Below are 16,569 nucleotides of genomic sequence, written 5' to 3' on the forward strand. Positions count from 1 at the left end.
CGCAGGCGCCCCACCCACACAGCACCCCCACCCCATCCCCCACCCCCACCAGACACCACGCACAACACGGCCCCCCAAGGGCAGGAACCCCCACCCTCACCCCCCAGAAATCACCGCATACCGCCCCACCCACGCATGCATCGCAATCGCCGCAGCCGCCCCCGCGTTGATCGACCGCGTCGACCCGAACTGCGCGATCGAGCACACCATCGCCGCATGCCGACGCGCTTCCTCCGTCAGCCCCGGCCCCTCCTGCCCGAACAGGAGCACACACCGCCGAGGCAGCTCCGTCCGCTCCAGCGGCACCGCTCCTGGCAGATTGTCGATCCCGATGATCGGCAGCCCCTCGGCCTCGGCCCAGGCGGTCAGGCTCACGGTGTCGGGGTGGTGGCGGACGTGCTGGTACCGGTCGGTGACCATCGCCCCGCGCCGGTTCCAACGCCGCCGCCCCACGATGTGCACCTCTTTGGCGAGAAAGGCGTTGGCCGTACGCACAACGGACCCGATATTGAAGTCGTGGCCCCAGTTCTCCACGGCGACGTGAAAGTCGTGCCGGCGCAGATCGAGGTCGGCGACGATCGCTTCCCGCGTCCAGTAGCGGTATTGGTCGCCGACGTTGCGCCGGTCGCCCTGGGCCAGCAGCTCGGGGTCGTACCGCTCGTCCTCGGGCCAGGGCAGCGGATGCGGCCCGACGCCGACCTGCGTCCCGAACCCCTCGTCGTACTGCGCGGGCTCGGCTCCGCCCGACCCACCGCCCGACTCACGGTCCACATCACCCGGCCCACTCACCACAGGCGTATCCGCCACAGGCCCACCGCTCCTGCTGGTACCACTGGTCTCACCGGTGCTGCCGGTCTCGCTGCTCACCCGACGAGGGTATGGCTCCCGCCGCCATCGACCGCCGGTGCCTCCAGGTCCTCGGCGGCGCCCCGCTGGGCGGGGACCTTTCCGCGCCGCCGGAACAGCAGCTGCCGCCCGAGGGTGACCCTGCCACCCAGCCACACCAGGAAGACGGTCGGCAGAAAGACGGCATCCGCGGCGATCATCGCCATCGAGAAGAACGGCAGGCCCAGCAGGAGCGCGATCCCGAGGTGCTCACAGATCATCGCGCCGAGCAGAACGTTCTTGACGCGCCGGTTGAACAGTGTGAAGGGAAAGGCCACCTGCACGATGACGGTCGCGTACGACAGCACCATCACCATGACACCGCTGGAGGCGAGGAGGCCCGAGAGGGAGGGCCACGGGGTGAAGTAGTCGAGCTTGAGCGGGTAGTACAGCGCCGTGCCGTCCTGCCAACGCGAGCCCTGGATCTTGTACCAGCCGGCGGTCGCGTAGATCAGGCAGACCTCGGCCATGATCACGAAGAGCGTGGCGTTGTGGGCGAGGTTGGCGATGACGTCGAGCAGGGTACGCAGCTCGCTGCGCGGCGCCTTCCGGTTCACGGCCCACCAGGCCCCCTGGCCGATCCACAGGGCCCACAGAAGGAATGGCAGCCATAGGGTTCCGCCCAGACCGTCCGCCACCGTGGCCCCGAGCAGAACGGCTCCGAGCACCGCCCACAGCAGTACCCCCGCCGCCTCTCCCGGCACCCGCCGTCGCCCGGTCCCCTCCCCGTCCGCCACGGCGGCCTCGGCCCGCCGCGCGCGGCGGGCGTCCAGTGACCAGACCTGCCCGCACCGGGTCAGCACCAGGTAGATGGCCATCAGATGGATGACGTTGTCGCCGCCGTCGCCCATGAAGATGCTGCGGTTCTGCAGCGAGAGGACTCCGGCCATGAAGACGACGGAGGTGGCGCGGGTGTGCCAGCCGACCGTCAGCAGCGCGGCCGAGACCAGCGCCAGCGCGTAGACGATCTCGAACCAGAGGGCGCTGTCCGTCCACATGAGCGCGGTGAAGGCCTGGTTCCCCGATATCAGCTGCTGCGCCAGGTCCCAGCTCCAGGGCGCGTCGGGCCCGTACATCTCGTGCCGGTGGGGCAGCTCCCTCAGCAGGAACAGGAGGTAGGTGGCGGAGAAGCCGACTCGGATGACGGCACTCTGGTACGGCCCCAGGGCCGAGGCGGTGACGCGCTGGATACCACGGGCGAGCCCGCGGTCGGGGCGGGGCATGCTCACTGGTCCGCCCCCTCGTAGCCGGCCGTGCCCTTGGGCACATCGGCCGCCTCGACCTTCCACCAGGGCAGTACGCGGTAGGACGGGCCGGTGCTGATCTTCTCGTCGCTCCACTCGGGCGCCGCGACGGCCCGCACCTCCGACCTGACCTGGATGCGCAGGATGGTCTCGCCGTCGTGGTGCCCGGTGAGACGCAGCATCACGAGGCGGCGGACGTACCGCTCGGAGAGGCTGCCGCGCAGGCCGTTGGCCCGGTTCTGGTCGTCGTGCGATCCGACGTAGAAGTCCCAGGCCCGGCGGAGTTCGTTCTGCTGGACGTGGCTGGGCAGCAGATTGCCGCGTATCGCCCGTCCGTCCTCGGCGGAGAGATCCGTCCATGCAGTGGTGCGGGGGCCGTCAGGACCTGCCAGTTCCGTACGCACCTGCACGGCGACGTTCTGCTGCAACGGGTTGGGGGCGAAGAGCTTCCAGTTCTGTTCGAACTCGGGGTAGATCCACTCGTCGACGGCCGCGCCGTGCTGCTTGGTCAGTGTGTTGGAGGGCGCGACGTGCAGAAAGACCATGGCCAGCTGGACACAGGCGATCACCCCGCACACCGCGAGCGCGACGGCGGCTGCGACCTGGTACGGAAACGAGAGCCCGGCCATTCCACCGACCACCACGGGCGCCTCGCAGTCCCCGGCCCCGGCACCGAGGGCTCCGGCAACCGGAACCTCGGCAACGGGAACCTCCGCGGCGAAGACCCCGGCGGCGGAGGTCTCCCCGGTGGACGCCGCGACAGCGGGGGCCGCCCCGCTGATCCCATCGGCGCCCCGGTCGTCGTCCGAATCCATCCCGCCCCGATCCACACCGATCTTGGTCAGTCAGTTATCCACAGGGTTGACACCCTACGGGCCGCAGACTCACCATTGAAGTCATTGAACCGAACGATCGGTCGGTAGGGAGTCCGGGATGGCAGCGGTGACTGCGGGCCAGACAGCGCAGGCGACAGAGGGCGGGGCGGAGGGGGCCGACGCGGCCTTGCAGGCGGCTTTCGACGCCGCGGTGGCGGCCGACGAGCGCATCGAGCCGCGCGACTGGATGCCCGACGCCTACCGCGCCTCGCTGGTCAGGCAAATGGCCCAGCACGCCCACTCCGAAATCATCGGCATGCAGCCCGAGGCCAACTGGATCACCCGCGCCCCTTCGCTGCGCCGCAAGGCCATCCTCATGGCCAAGGTGCAGGACGAGGCGGGCCACGGCCTGTATCTGTACAGCGCCGCCGAGACGCTGGGCACGGGACGTGACGAACTGCTCGACAAGCTCCACGCGGGCCGTCAGCGGTATTCCTCGATCTTCAACTACCCGACGCTGACCTGGGCGGACGTCGGCGCCATCGGCTGGCTGGTGGACGGCGCCGCAATCACCAACCAGGTCCCCCTGTGCCGCTGCTCCTACGGCCCCTACGCCCGCGCGATGGTCCGCGTCTGCAAGGAGGAGTCGTTCCACCAGCGCCAGGGCTACGAACTGCTCCTCGCTCTCAGCAACGGCACCCCCGCACAGCACGAGATGGCCCAGGACGCGGTGAACCGCTGGTGGTGGCCGTCCCTGATGATGTTCGGCCCGCCCGACGACGCCTCCGCGCATTCGGCGCAATCGATGACCTGGAAGATCAAGCGGCATTCCAACGACGAGCTGCGGCAGCGCTTCGTGGACATCTGCGTCCCCCAGGCCGAGGCCCTCGGCCTCACCCTCCCCGACCCCGACATCCGGTGGAACGAGGAGCGCGGACAGCACGACTTCGGCGCGATCGACTGGACGGAGTTCCAGGAGGTCCTGAAGGGCAACGGCCCGTGCAACGAGCAGCGCCTCGGCCAGCGCCGCCGGGCCCATGAGGAAGGCGCCTGGGTCCGCGAAGCCGCCGCCGCGTACGCGGCCAAACACACGGTCGTACCGAATGGAAAGGCGACAGCATGAGCAGCTCGACGGACTGGCCGCTGTGGGAGGTGTTCGTCCGCTCGCGGCGCGGCCTCTCCCACACCCACGCCGGCAGCCTGCACGCGCCGGACGCCGAGATGGCCCTGCGCAACGCGCGCGACCTCTACACCCGCCGGTCCGAGGGGGTCTCGTTGTGGGTGGTGCCCTCCGCCCAGATCACGGCGTCCTCGCCGGACGAGAAGGACTCCTTCTTCGAACCGGCCGGTGACAAGCCCTACCGGCACCCGACGTTCTACGAGATCCCGGACGGGGTGAAGCACCTGTGACCGCGGCCCTCGCCCTCGGCGACGACGCGCTGGTGCTGTCCCACCGGCTGGGGGAGTGGGCGGGCCACGCCCCGGTGCTGGAGGAGGAAGTGGCCCTCGCCAACATCGCCCTGGATCTGCTGGGCCAGGCCCGGCTGCTGCTCTCGCTCGTGGGTGACGAGGACGAACTGGCCTATCTGCGGGAGGAGCGCGCCTTCCGCAACGTCCAGCTGGTCGAACAGCCGAACGGCGACTTCGCCCACACCATCGCCCGACAGCTCTACTTCTCGGTCCATCAGGAAGGGCTGTACGAGCAGCTGGCCGCAGGCGACGGCGCGTTCGCCGGGATAGCGGCCAAGGCGGTCAAGGAGGTCGCCTACCACCGGGACCACGCCGAGCAGTGGACGCTGCGCCTCGGCGACGGGACGGACGAGAGCCACGAGCGGATGCAGCGCGCGGTGGACGCGCTGTGGCGCTTCACCGGCGAGCTGTTCCAGCCGGTCGAAGGCGTGGACGTGGACTGGCAGGCACTGCACGACCGCTGGCTGGAGACCGTCACCACCGTCCTGGAGCGGGCGACCTTGACGGTGCCTTCGGGGCCGCGGTCCGGCGCCTGGACAGCGGGTGCGGGCCGGCAGGGCATCCACACCGAGTCCTTCGGGCGGATGATCGCCGAAATGCAGCACCTGCACCGCAGCCACCCGGGGGCGTCATGGTGACCTGGACGCCCCTTGAGGAGGAGCTGCTCGGGCTGGCGGGCTCGGTCCCCGACCCGGAGTTGCCCGTGCTGACGCTGGAGGACCTGGGCGTGGTCCGGAGCGTGGAGGTGACCGAGCCGGGCCGGGTCACGGTCAAGCTCACGCCGACCTACACCGGTTGCCCGGCGATAGAGGCCATGTCCACGGACATCGAGCGCGTGCTCCACGACTACGGCGTGCCCGAGGTATCCGTGGAGACGGTCCTGTCCCCGGCCTGGTCGACGGACGACATCACCGCCGAAGGGCGCCGCAAACTGGCCGAGTTCGGCATAGCGCCGCCTCGGCCTCACGACGCCGCCTCCGGCGGCCCGGTGCCGGTCACCCTGTCCGTGCGCTGCCCGCACTGCGGCTCCACCGACACGGAGTTGCTGAGCCGGTTCTCCTCCACCGCCTGCAAGGCGCTCCGCCGCTGCGTGGCGTGCCGCGAGCCGTTCGACCACTTCAAGGAGTTGTAGATGTTCCATCCGCTCCGGGTCAGCGGGATCGAGCGCCTGACGGACGATTCGGTGGCCGTCACCTTCGCCGTGCCGCCGGACCTGCACAAGACCTTTCGGCACAAGCCCGGCCAGCATCTCAACGTGCGCTACACCGTCGACGGCAAGGAGATCCGCCGCTCCTACTCGATCTGCGCCCCGGCCACCGAGCAACCGGCCGCTCCGGCGCTGCGCGTGGGCATCCGGCTCGTGGACGGCGGCGCGTTCTCGACGTACGCGCTCAAGGAGCTGCTGGTCGGCGACACGATCGAGGCGATGCCCCCGATGGGCCGCTTCGTACTGGAGCCCCGCGCCGGTCAGTTCGCGGCAATCGTAGGCGGCAGCGGCATCACTCCCGTGCTGTCCATAGCGGCCACCCTGCTCGCCCGCGAGCCGGATGCCAGGTTCTGCCTGATCCGCAGCGACCGGACGGCCGCCTCGACCATGTTCCTGGACGAGGTCGCCGACCTGAAGGACCGCTACCCGGACCGGTTCCAGCTGGTCACCGCCCTGTCCAGGGAGGAGCAGCAGGCCGGCCTGCCCTCGGGCCGGCTGGACGGCGAACGGCTCTCCGGACTGCTGCCCGCCCTGCTGCCGGTGGGAGAGATCGACGGCTGGTATCTGTGCGGCCCGCTCGGCCTGGTCCGGTCGGCCGAGGACGCGCTGCACGGGCTGGGCGTGGACCGTTCCCGCATCCACCAGGAGATCTTCCACGTCGACGAGGCACCGGCAGCCCCCGCCGGCCCCCGGGTCGAGGCCCCAGTCGGCAGCACGCTGACGGCGACCCTCGACGGGCGGTCGGGCAAGTGGCCGGTCGCGGAGGGCGAGTCGCTGCTGGAGACGGTGCTGCGCAGCCGCTCGGACGCGCCGTACGCGTGCAAGGGCGGGGTCTGCGGGACGTGCCGGGCCTTCCTGGTGGCGGGGAAGGTACGGATGGACCGCAACTTCGCCCTGGAGCCGGAGGAGACGGACGTGGGCTACGTGCTGGCCTGCCAGTCGCACCCGGTGACCGAGGAGGTGGAGCTCGACTTCGACCGCTGACCACGAGCCATACCGGCGTCCTCCTGTTCCCTTCTCATAGAACGTGTTCTATCTTGACGCCCCGTCACATCGGGTCAGTCGGGCCAAGAGCCCACGTTCACGGGAGGCCGGAACAGTGGACTTCACTTTCACCGAGGAGCAGCAGGCGGCCGTCGAGGCGGCGCGCGCGGTCCTGTCCGGCGTCGCACCCGATGCGGTGCCCAGCCCCGCGCTCGTACCGGGTGCGGTGGCCGAGGACATCGACCGGCCGCTGTGGTCCCGGCTCGCCGCCGCCGACCTGCTGAGCCTCACGCTGGCCCCGGGGCACGGCGGGGCGGGGCTCGACCTCATCGCGATCTGCCTGGTGCTCCGCGAGTCCGCGAAGGTCCTCGCACGCGTGCCTCTGCTGGAGACGTGCGCGGTGACCATGACCCTCCAGCGGTACGCGGGCGGGGGTCCGGTCACGGAGCTGCTGCCCCGCGTCGGCCGGGGCGAGTTGGTGCTCACCGCCGGGGCCAACGGGCGCACCGGCCACGAGCCGGCCGAGCGGGCCGTCACCGCGCGCAGGGACGACGGGCCGGACGCTCCCGGGGACGGCCGCCGGGGCAACGCCGCATGGGTGCTGGACGGGGTGCAGTCGGCGGTGCCGTGGGCACAGGCCGCGGACTGGATCGCGATCCCCGCCCACACTGCCCCCGCCCGCGCCGTCCCCGCCCCCCAGGGGGAGGCCGGCGCCGAGGGCGGTGGGAGCGGGGAGGGCCGGGCCGTCCTGGCGCTCGTCCGGCGCGACCAGGAGGGCGTCACCGTCGCCGAGCAGGTCTCCACCAGCGGGGAGCTCTTCGGCGAGGTCCGGCTGGACGGGGTGCGGGTCGGGCCCGGCGAGCTGATCGAGGCGCCCGGCGCCTGGGAGTGGCTCCGCGACCTGCTCACCGTGGGGACCTGTGCCCTCGCGCTGGGGCTCGGCGAGGCGGTGCTGAGCATGACGAGCCAGTACACGAGCAAGCGGGAGCAGTTCGGCTTCCCGGTGGCGACCTTCCAGGCCGTCGCCGTACAGGCAGCCGACCGCTACATCGATCTCCGCGCCATGGAAGTGACCCTCTGGCAGGCGGCCTGGCGGATCACCACGGGAGGAGCGGGCGAGCTGCCCGCGGCGGGCGATGTGGCAGTGGCGAAGATCTGGGCGTCGGACGGAGTCCGACGCGTCGTGCAGACGGCTCAGCACCTGCACGGCGGCTTCGGCGCGGACACCGAGTACGCCCTGCACCGCTTCCATGCCTGGGCGAAACAGATCGAGCTGTCGCTCGGATCCGCAGCGGCCCACGAAGAGGCCCTGGCAGACCTCCTGGCAGCCCACCCGCCGGTGTGAGCCGGACCCCCGCCTGCCCGCCGGGCCCGCACACTGAGCCCCGCCCCTCGCGACGCAGGCCCCGCCCCTCGCGACGCAGGCCCCGCCCCTCGCGACGCAGGCCCTGTCGGCCGGCCCCACAGCCCCCGCAGGCGGCGCGTCAGGCGACGAAGGCCGGGGCCCCGTTGTCGGTGACCATCGGGCGGCCCGCGCCGTCCCAGGCGAGCATGCCGCCCTCGATGTTCACGGCGTCGATGCCCTGCTGCACGAGGTACTGGGTGACCTGGGCGGAGCGGCCGCCGACCCGGCACATCACGTGCACGCGTCGGCCGTCCTCCACCGCCTCGGTCACCTCACCGAAGCGGCCCACGAAGTCGCTCATCGGAATGTGCAGGGCGCCGTCGACGTGTCCGGCCGCCCACTCGTCGTTCTCCCGGACGTCCAGCACCAGGCCGTCCGCCGGTACGGCAGCGACATCGACCGTGGGAAGCGGGCCGAAATTCATGGGTCATGCCTTCTCTCGTCGATGCGCTCCGAAGTCACCGAAAACGCTACTGCACCAGAGCCGCGAGTTCCGCCTCGCGCTGCGAAACCTCGCCAAGCAGCTGTTCGGCGATCTCCTCCAGCAGGTGGTCCGGGTCGTCCGGGGCCATCCGCAGCATGGCGCCGATCGCGCTCTCCTCCAACTGCTGAGCCAGCTCCGTCAGCAGTTCCTTGCGCTGCGTCAGCCAGTTCAGCCGGGCGTAGAGCTCCTCGGCCTCGCTCAGCTCCGTCTGCGGGGCGACCGGCCCGGCCGCCCACTCCTGGGCCAGCTCCTTCAGCAGAGCCTCGTCACCGCGCCCGTAGGCGGCGTTGACCCGCGCGATGAACTCGTCCCGCCTGGCCCGCTCCGTCTCGTCCTGGGCCAGGTCCGGGTGGGCCTTGCGGGCCAGCTCGCGGTACAGCTTGCGCACCTCCTCGGTGGGCCGGACCCGCTTGGGGGGCCGCACCGGCTGTTCGGTCAGCATCGCCGACGCCTCGGGGGACAGTCCGTCGGAGTCCATCCAGTCGTGGAACAGCTCGTCCACGCCGGGCATGGGCATCACGATCGACCGCGCCTCCTCCGCCTTGCGCAGGTCCTCCGGGTCGCCCGTCCTGGCCGCACGTGCCTCGGCGATCTGCGCATCGAGCTCGTCGAGCCGCGCGTACATCGGGCCGAGCCGCTGGTGGTGCAGCCGGGAGAAGTTCTCCACCTCGACCCGGAACGTCTCCACCGCGATCTCGAACTCGATCAGCGCCTGCTCGGCCACCCGGACAGCGTGCGCGAGCCGCGCCTCGGGTCGCGCCTGACCGGCCTCCGGCCCCGCAGCCGCGCCCCCGGCGCCCTCGCCGGAAGCACCCGGAACACCGGGGCTGTCCGGAGTACCCGCAGCATCCGGCGCGCCCGGGGCGTCCCCTTCCGCACGTGCGTCGGCCTGCGGTTCATCGTCGTTCCGGGTGGTCGGCACCCCGGCGGCTTCGTGGGTCACCCGTCCAGCGTATGGCCCCGGCCCGCCCATCGGAGACACACGGTGGGCGCGGCAGGCGTCACACCCCCAGCTCAGCGGCTATTCGCCCGGCCCCGATCGCCTGCACCAGCTCCGCGTGATCCGCCTCGGTACGGTCCGCGTACGCCACCGCGAACGCCGCCACCGCCTCGTCCAGCTCCTCGTTCTTGCCGCAGTAACCGGCGACCAGCCTCGGGTCCGCGGTATGCGCATGGGCACGCGCCAGCAGCGCACCGGTCATCCGGCCGTAGTCGTCGACCTGGTCGGCGGCCAGCGCGGCCGGGTCGACGCTGCCCTTGCGGTTCCTGAACTGCCGCACCTGGAACGGCCTCCCCTCCACGGTCGTCCAGCCCAGCAGATGGTCGCTGACGACCTGCATCCGCTTCTGCCCGAGCACCACGCGCCGGCCCTCGTGCGCGACCTCCGGCACCTCGAACCCCGCGGCGGCCAGATGCGGCACCAGGACCGAGGGCCGGGCCTCCTTCACCTGGAGCACCAGCGGCTCTCCCCGGTGGTCCAGCAGCAGCACCACGTACGAACGGGTGCCCACGCTGCCCGTGCCGACCACCCGGAACGCCACATCGTGGATCGCGTACCGGGCGAGCAGCGGCGCCCTGTCCTCCGGGACGGTCCCCAGGTAGTCGCCGAGCCCGGCCGCCACGGCCGCGGCCTCGGCATCCGGCACCCGGCGCAGCACCGGCGGCGCGTCCACGAAGCGGCGGCCGCCGTCCTCGCACTCCTCCGTGGACTTGGCCGCGAAGCGTGCGCTGGTGTTGTTGCGGGCCTTCGCGGAGACCCGCTCCAGGGTGCCGGCCAGGTCCCGTGCGTCGGCGTGGGAGACGAGCTTCTCGTCGGCGATGGCGTTCCACGCGTCGAGCGTGGGCATCCTGGCCAGCAGCCGCATCGTCCGCCGGTAGGCGCCCACCGTGTCGTGGGCGGCCCTGCGGCAGGTGTCCTCGTCGGCACCGGTCTCGCGGCCCGCGAGCACCAGCGAGGTGGCGAGGCGCTTGAGGTCCCACTCCCACGGCCCCGGCACGGTCTCGTCGAAGTCGTTCAGGTCGATGACGAGGCTGCCCCGCGCGTCGCCGTACAGCCCGAAGTTGGCCGCGTGCGCGTCGCCGCAGAGTTGGGCGGTGACCCCGGTGGCGGGGGTGCCCACCAGGTCATGGGCCATCAGCCCGGCCGAACCGCGCAGGAAGGCGAAGGGGGTGGCGGCCATCCGGCCCACCCGTATCGGCGTGAGTCCGGGGACACGGCCCCGGTTGGACTCCTCGACCGCGCGCGCCGCGTCGGGCCGCCCGGCAGGAATCGCCGACGTCGCGTGGGAGGACCTGGGAACTCGCGCCCGCAGCGCCTTGCCCTTCTCCTTCGACGCCCCCACGACCTTCGCGAGAAGCGCACCGCCACGTGGGTCCGCGCCCGCCTCCGCGTCCACACCGGCACCCGCGCGACGCGCGAAGCCCGGCACGGCCGGAATGCGCGGTCCGCCCCCGCCGGCGCGGAGCGGGCCGGCGGCTTCCGCCCCACTGGAACCGACCCGTTCCACCGGCGGCGAAGTGACTTCGAATCCGTTCATGACGTGCTGCCTCCCCCGCCCGGCGCAGTCGCCGGACCCCCGCCCAACATCAACTGCCGACGACGGTACCGCCGTACACCAATCGGCGTCCGCCCCTGTGGACAAAGGCTGTGGATAACGTCTACCCGACCGTCCCCCCGCTGGTCAGAGGCTCAGACGCCCACCGCTTCCTCCATCTCCTCTTCCTTCTCCGCTTCGGCCGCCACCGCCTCCTCGACAGCCGCCGGCTCCCGCGCCGTCGAGTGCTTCCCAGTCGGCGCGGACCGGGCCGTCCGTGCGTCCGCCGCCCGGCGCTTCCGCTCGGCCAGGCCCGCGAGGCCCGTCATCACCAGCCCCGCGACGAACCAGAGGGCCAGCACCAGCACCTTCCCGCCCAGCGCGTGGCCGCCGAAGTACACGTGGCTGCGGACGCCTTCGACGAAGCCGGCCCCGTTCCAGAAGGAGTGCAGCGCGCCGAAGAATCCGGGCTCCAGCTCGGGGCGGAAGATGCCGCCGGAACTGGTGAAGTTGAGCATGACGAACAACACCATCACCCCGAGCGTGGTCCACCGCTTCAGGAAGGTGTGCAGCCCCACTCCGATCAGCAGGATGCCCGCCGAATAGAGCCACGCCATGGCCCACAGGCCCGCGAGCCCCTGGTCGACCAGGCCGAACAGCGGCCCGGCGAACACCGCCCCGATGACGCTCACCACCAGCGAGGCCCCCAGCGCCAGCGCCGCCCGTACCCGCAGCCGCAGGACCGCCCCGGCTCCGCCGATCACGGCCACGGAGGCGTACGAGCCGATGCTCACGGCGACCAGCAGGAAGAAGATCCCCTGGCCGGTCGGGTCCCCGTCGGCCGTGGGAGCGATGTCCGTCACCTTCAGCGGGGAGCCCTGCTCGGCGGCCACCTGCGTGAAGACCTTCTCGACCACCGTCGCGCTGGTGTCGGAGGAGGCGGTGGCGACGAGCAGTTCGGGGTTCTCGCCCGGCAGGTAGGCGCCGTAGCTGGCCTGCGTCCGCAGATGGCCGGCCGCTGTCGCCCGGTCAGCGACGGTACGCACGTTCAGGGCCCCGTCCCCCTTGTCCTGCAACGTCTGCGCGAGCACCTGGGCGCTTGGGCCCGAGCCGACCACGTCCACCCGCAGCTCGTGCGGCTGCGGGGTGTGGAAGGCGCCGAGGTAGGCCAGTCCCATGCCGACGCACATCAGCAGCGGTGTGACGAGGTGGCTCAGTACGTGACGCAGCGCCCCCGCCGGGGAGCCGGCGGCGGCGCTCGGGCCTGCGGACATGGGTACTCCAAACGATCAATAGATGGTTGGCTTTTACAACTCCAATTCCGTTGTACTATACAACTGAACTTTCGAGGAAGGCGAGCCCGTGCCAGGCACCCCCGAAGAACGCGAGGAATCGCTGGATGTCATCCAGCGCGAACTGACCGCCTTCGCACGCCGTGCGCGAGCAGCGGCGGCCCGGCTCCACCCGGAGCTACCCCTGGTCTCCTACACGCTGCTGGCGCACATCGACGACCAGCAAGGCTGCCGCGCGACCGACCTGGCGGCGCACTACATGCTCGACAAGTCCACGGTCAGCCGGCAGATCGGCACCCTGGAAAAGCTCGGCCTGGTCGAGCGCCACCCGGATCCGGACGATCACCGCATCCAGGTCCTCCACCCCACCGGGGCCGGAACGCAGGCCCTCGCCGCCACCCAGGCCAGCCGCCGCGCCGCCTATCAGGAACGCCTCGCGGACTGGACGGCCGACGACCTCACCCGCTTCGCCGCCTACCTCCTGCGCTACAACTCGACGGGCGACGCCCCGCAGACGTAGGACGACGCCCGGCAGACGCAAGGCGGGCGCCCGGCAGACGTAGGCGGCGCCCCTACAGACGTAAATCGGGCGTTTCACGTGAAACCAAGCGCCGTGGCGCCAGGCCGCCGCGACACCGGACTCACCGCACCCCCACGGCCCGCCAACGCCCCCGAGCCAACTGAAGAAGCCCCCCAGGCCAAGGCCTGAGGGGCTTCCTTCTTGTGCGCGAGGGGGGATTTGAACCCCCACGTCCCTAAGGACACTGGCACCTGAAGCCAGCGCGTCTGCCGTTCCGCCACTCGCGCAAGAGTGGTGTTTCCAGACTCTCTCACTTGTTGGTGCGAGCGCCTGGCGACATCCGGAAGATTAGCACGCTGGACAGGGTGGATTCACATCCGTTGTTTGGCCGCCCGTCCCCCGGGCACTCGCCGCACGCTCCGCGAACTCCCGGCGAACGTCCGAAAGGAATCTGGAACCCACAGCGGTCGCCCCCCACTCCTCCAGAGCGGGCCCGAGGTGCGGGACACTATGAGGAGGCCACCTCTACGATCCGTGTGAGAGGGGACACTCATCCACAGTGCAGACAAGGGGAACCAGCCGATTTCCCGACGCGTGGATACGATCAGTAAGCAGTACAGGGACGATGACACCGGAGGAGGTGCCCCATGGGAGTGATGAAGCGTTTCGAGCAGCGTCTCGAAGGTCTGGTCAACGGCACTTTCGCCAAGGTCTTCAAGTCCGAGGTCCAGCCGGTCGAGATCGCGGGTGCCCTCCAGCGGGAGTGCGACAACAACGCCACCATCTGGAACCGTGAGCGCACCGTCGTCCCCAACGACTTCATCGTCGAGCTCAGCGCCCCCGACTACGAGCGCCTGAGCCCCTACTCCGGCCAGCTGGGCGACGAACTCTCCGGTCTCGTCCGGGACTACGCCAAGCAGCAGCGGTACACCTTCATGGGTCCCATCAAGGTGCACCTGGAGAAGGCCGACGACCTGGACACCGGTCTCTACCGGGTCCGCAGCCGCACCCTGGCGTCGAGTTCGTCACAGGGTCAGGGTCACGGCGGACCGTCTCCCCAGCAGGGCTACCCGAACACTCCGGGAGACGCCCAGCACGGCCGTCCCGCTCCCGGGCGCCCCGCCCCACAGGCTCCCGGCGGCTACGGCTACCCGCCGGTCTCCGCTCCGCCCATGCCCGCGGCCCCGCCGCCGGGCGCCGGGCGTCACCAGGGCTCCGACCGGCGCCCGCCGGCCACTCCCACCCCACCGCCGAGCGTGCAGGTGCGGCGTTGGATCGAGATCAACGGCACCCGCCATCAGATCTCGCGCCCGACGCTGGTGATGGGCCGCAGCACCGATGCCGACGTGCGGATCGACGACCCCGGCGTCTCCCGCCGGCACTGTGAGATCAGGACCGGAACGCCCTCGACGATCCAGGATCTCGGGTCTACCAACGGCATCGTGGTAGACGGGCAGCACACCACCCGCGCTACGCTCCGCGACGGCTCGCGGATCGTCGTGGGCAGCACCACCATCGTTTACCGGCAAGCCGAAGGGTGAAGCGGGGGCAATGTCAGAGCTGACCCTTACGGTCATGCGGCTAGGTTTCCTGGCTGTTCTGTGGCTGTTCGTGATTGTGGCCGTCCAGGTCATTCGAAGTGACCTGTTCGGAACGCGCGTCACGCAGCGCGGCTCACGCCGCACCGCGACCGACGCACGTCCGCCACAGGCGCGCCAGAACGCCGCGGCGGCGCCGCCACCGCAGCGCCAGCAGCCCGGCCGCCAGCGCCGGGGTGCACCGACCAAGCTGGTCGTGTCCGAGGGAACGCTCACCGGCACCACGGTGGCGCTCCAGGGGCAGACCATCACGCTGGGCCGGGCCCATGATTCAACGATCGTGCTGGACGACGACTACGCGTCCAGCAGGCATGCCAGGATCTACCCCGACCGTGACGGCCAGTGGATCGTCGAGGATCTCGGGTCCACCAACGGCACGTACCTGGACCGGACCCGCCTCACCACCCCAACGCCTGTTCCGCTGGGCGCGCCGATCCGAATCGGCAAGACCGTCATCGAGCTGCGGAAGTAGTACGACAATGAGCGAGCGGAGCGAGCGAGCCGCTGGGGTCCGGGCATCGGACCCGACCGGGCTCCCGACCGGAGGGTGGGCAGTGTGGCGCGAGACCGGCTGTACCCCGAACCGACGGGTGAGGTGCGCATGAGTCTTTCCCTGCGCTTCGCCGCCGGATCGCACAAGGGCATGATCCGGGAAGGGAACGAGGACTCCGGCTACGCCGGCCCCCGCCTTCTCGCGATCGCCGACGGCATGGGCGGCCAGGCGGCCGGTGAGGTCGCCAGCTCCGAGGTGATCTCCACGCTCGTCCAGCTGGACGACGACGTGCCGGGCTCCGACATCCTCACCTCGCTCGGTACGGCGGTCCAGCGGGCCAACGACCAGCTGCGGATGATGGTCGAGGAGGACCCCCAGCTGGAGGGCATGGGCACCACGCTCACCGCCCTGCTGTGGACCGGTCAGCGCCTCGGCCTCGTCCACGTCGGCGACTCGCGGGCGTACCTGCTGCGCGACGGTGTCCTGACCCAGATCACGCAGGACCACACCTGGGTCCAGCGCCTGGTCGACGAGGGCCGGATCACCGAGGAGGAGGCCACCACCCACCCGCAGCGCTCCCTGCTGATGCGCGCGCTGGGCAGTGGCGACCACGTCGAACCCGACCTCTCCATCCGTGAGGTCCGGGCCGGCGACCGGTACCTGATCTGCTCCGACGGGCTCTCCGGCGTCGTCTCCCACCAGACGATGGAGGAGACGCTCGCGAGCTATCAGGGTCCCCAGGAGACCATCCAGGACCTGATCCAGCTCGCCCTGCGCGGCGGCGGACCCGACAACATCACCTGCATCGTCGCCGACGTCTTCGACGTGGACAGCAACGACACCCTGGCCGGGCAGCTCAACGACACCCCGGTCATCGTCGGCGCCGTCGCCGAGAACCAGGCGGCCCAGCTGAACGACGGCGGCGCGATGCAGACGCCCGCCGGCCGCGCGGCCGGTCTCGGCCGTCCCGTACCGCCGCCCTCGGGCGGCTTCGGCCCTCCCGGCAGCGGTGACGACGTCGGCTACGACGGGATGCCGGAGGGGTCCTTCGGGTCCTACTCCGACGACGACTTCGACAAGCCCGGCGGCCGCAAGTGGCTGAAGCGGTCCCTGTACATCGTGCTCGCGCTGGCCGTCATCGGCGGTGGCCTGTACGGCGGTTACCGCTGGACGCAGACCCAGTTCTACGTCGGCGCGAAGAACGACAACGTCGCCCTGTACCGGGGCATCAGCCAGGACCTGGGCTGGGTCTCGCTCTCGAAGGTCGAGAAGGACCACCCCGAGATCGAACTCAAGTACCTCCCGCCCTACCAGCGCAAGAAGGTCGAGGCGACGATCGCCGAGGGCAGCCTCGCCGACGCCCGCGAGAAGATCAACGAGCTCTCCAACCAGGCGTCCGCCTGCAAGAAGGCCGCACAGCGCCGCGCGGCGGAGGAGAACGCCAAGGGCGACGAGGGCCAGGCGACGGGCACGGACAGCGACACCACGAAGACGTCGAAGACGTCCAAGACACCCGGTGGCGACACCAAGACCGAGCAGACTTCCACGACTCCCACTCCCGGGCCCAGCCTCTCGGAGGAAGAGAAGAAGCTGGTCCCGCAGTGCGGTGAGAAGTAGAGCCGTAGGGGGCCTTCAGCA

Annotated in this window: 17 protein-coding genes and 1 tRNA gene; 10 read left to right on the forward strand and 8 right to left on the reverse strand. The window is 70.9% G+C overall.

Going from position 1 to position 16,569, the window contains the following annotated elements:
- Positions 1 to 96 precede the first annotated feature (96 nt).
- The 3 genes from B082_RS0121270 to B082_RS0121280 form a co-directional block, all read right to left on the reverse strand.
- Positions 97 to 792, reverse strand: coding sequence for a TrmH family RNA methyltransferase (locus B082_RS0121270; protein WP_420707692.1), 696 nt, complete (start codon positions 790 to 792; stop codon positions 97 to 99).
- Positions 793 to 863: 71 nt separating this feature from the next.
- Positions 864 to 2,108, reverse strand: coding sequence for an HTTM domain-containing protein (locus tag B082_RS0121275; RefSeq protein WP_018553839.1), 1,245 nt, complete (start codon positions 2,106 to 2,108; stop codon positions 864 to 866).
- Between the two features lie 2 nt (positions 2,109 to 2,110).
- The gene (locus B082_RS0121280) at positions 2,111 to 2,944 is read right to left on the reverse strand and encodes a DUF5819 family protein (protein WP_018553840.1); all 834 of its coding nucleotides are present in this window, start codon (positions 2,942 to 2,944) and stop codon (positions 2,111 to 2,113) included.
- Between the two features lie 118 nt (positions 2,945 to 3,062).
- On the opposite strand from B082_RS0121280, the gene paaA reads away from it, so the two are divergent.
- From paaA to B082_RS0121310, 6 genes are all read left to right on the forward strand, one after another.
- A complete protein-coding gene (paaA, locus tag B082_RS0121285; protein WP_026250028.1) occupies positions 3,063 to 4,067 on the forward strand; it encodes a 1,2-phenylacetyl-CoA epoxidase subunit PaaA in 1,005 nt (334 codons plus the stop codon).
- On the forward strand, positions 4,064 to 4,354 hold the full coding sequence (gene paaB, locus B082_RS0121290; RefSeq protein WP_018101933.1) for a 1,2-phenylacetyl-CoA epoxidase subunit PaaB: 291 nt from the start codon (positions 4,064 to 4,066) through the stop codon (positions 4,352 to 4,354). The genes paaA and paaB overlap by 4 nt, the downstream gene beginning before the upstream one ends.
- Positions 4,351 to 5,052, forward strand: a complete 702-nt coding sequence (gene paaC, locus B082_RS0121295) for a 1,2-phenylacetyl-CoA epoxidase subunit PaaC (protein ID WP_018553842.1) — start codon at positions 4,351 to 4,353, stop codon at positions 5,050 to 5,052. The genes paaB and paaC overlap by 4 nt, the downstream gene beginning before the upstream one ends.
- A complete protein-coding gene (paaD, locus tag B082_RS0121300) occupies positions 5,046 to 5,546 on the forward strand; it encodes a 1,2-phenylacetyl-CoA epoxidase subunit PaaD (protein WP_018553843.1) in 501 nt (166 codons plus the stop codon). The genes paaC and paaD overlap by 7 nt, the downstream gene beginning before the upstream one ends.
- Positions 5,547 to 6,605, forward strand: a complete 1,059-nt coding sequence (locus B082_RS0121305) for a 2Fe-2S iron-sulfur cluster-binding protein (RefSeq protein WP_018553844.1) — start codon at positions 5,547 to 5,549, stop codon at positions 6,603 to 6,605. It begins immediately after the preceding gene.
- A 115-nt stretch (positions 6,606 to 6,720) separates the two neighbouring features.
- Positions 6,721 to 7,950: an acyl-CoA dehydrogenase family protein gene (locus B082_RS0121310; RefSeq protein WP_018553845.1), complete on the forward strand. Its 1,230-nt coding sequence runs from the start codon at positions 6,721 to 6,723 to the stop codon at positions 7,948 to 7,950.
- 139 nt (positions 7,951 to 8,089) lie between these two features.
- Here B082_RS0121310 and B082_RS0121315 read toward each other — a convergent pair whose 3' ends face one another.
- From B082_RS0121315 to B082_RS0121330, 4 genes are all read right to left on the reverse strand, one after another.
- The gene (locus tag B082_RS0121315; RefSeq protein ID WP_018553846.1) at positions 8,090 to 8,434 is read right to left on the reverse strand and encodes a rhodanese-like domain-containing protein; all 345 of its coding nucleotides are present in this window, start codon (positions 8,432 to 8,434) and stop codon (positions 8,090 to 8,092) included.
- Positions 8,435 to 8,480: 46 nt separating this feature from the next.
- Positions 8,481 to 9,437, reverse strand: coding sequence for a J domain-containing protein (locus B082_RS0121320; protein ID WP_026250029.1), 957 nt, complete (start codon positions 9,435 to 9,437; stop codon positions 8,481 to 8,483).
- A gap of 58 nt (positions 9,438 to 9,495) precedes the next feature.
- Positions 9,496 to 11,031: a DUF2252 domain-containing protein gene (locus tag B082_RS0121325; protein WP_018553848.1), complete on the reverse strand. Its 1,536-nt coding sequence runs from the start codon at positions 11,029 to 11,031 to the stop codon at positions 9,496 to 9,498.
- Between the two features lie 152 nt (positions 11,032 to 11,183).
- Positions 11,184 to 12,302 (reverse strand): membrane protein, encoded by a 1,119-nt coding sequence (locus B082_RS0121330; RefSeq protein ID WP_018553849.1) that lies wholly within the window; start codon positions 12,300 to 12,302, stop codon positions 11,184 to 11,186.
- An 88-nt stretch (positions 12,303 to 12,390) separates the two neighbouring features.
- Between B082_RS0121330 and B082_RS0121335 the strand changes: the two genes are divergently transcribed.
- Entirely contained in the window at positions 12,391 to 12,840 is a 450-nt protein-coding gene (locus tag B082_RS0121335; RefSeq protein ID WP_018553850.1) for a MarR family winged helix-turn-helix transcriptional regulator, read from the forward strand.
- A gap of 204 nt (positions 12,841 to 13,044) precedes the next feature.
- Here the strand turns inward: B082_RS0121335 and B082_RS0121340 are convergent.
- A tRNA-Leu gene (locus B082_RS0121340) sits at positions 13,045 to 13,127 on the reverse strand.
- Positions 13,128 to 13,487: 360 nt separating this feature from the next.
- Here B082_RS0121340 and B082_RS0121345 point away from each other — a divergent pair.
- The 3 genes from B082_RS0121345 to B082_RS0121355 all read left to right on the forward strand — a co-directional run bounded on the left by B082_RS0121345 (position 13,488) and on the right by B082_RS0121355 (position 16,548).
- Positions 13,488 to 14,381 carry an FhaA domain-containing protein gene (locus B082_RS0121345; RefSeq protein ID WP_018553851.1) on the forward strand — a complete coding sequence of 298 codons (894 nt, stop codon included), beginning with the start codon at positions 13,488 to 13,490 and terminating at the stop codon, positions 14,379 to 14,381.
- Positions 14,382 to 14,391: 10 nt separating this feature from the next.
- The gene (locus tag B082_RS0121350; RefSeq protein ID WP_018553852.1) at positions 14,392 to 14,910 is read left to right on the forward strand and encodes an FHA domain-containing protein FhaB/FipA; all 519 of its coding nucleotides are present in this window, start codon (positions 14,392 to 14,394) and stop codon (positions 14,908 to 14,910) included.
- A 129-nt stretch (positions 14,911 to 15,039) separates the two neighbouring features.
- A complete protein-coding gene (locus tag B082_RS0121355; RefSeq protein WP_026250030.1) occupies positions 15,040 to 16,548 on the forward strand; it encodes a Stp1/IreP family PP2C-type Ser/Thr phosphatase in 1,509 nt (502 codons plus the stop codon).
- Positions 16,549 to 16,569: the final 21 nt, after the last annotated feature.

The organism is Streptomyces sp. ATexAB-D23 (assembly GCF_000373645.1).
GTDB lineage: Bacteria > Actinomycetota > Actinomycetes > Streptomycetales > Streptomycetaceae > Streptomyces > Streptomyces castrisilvae.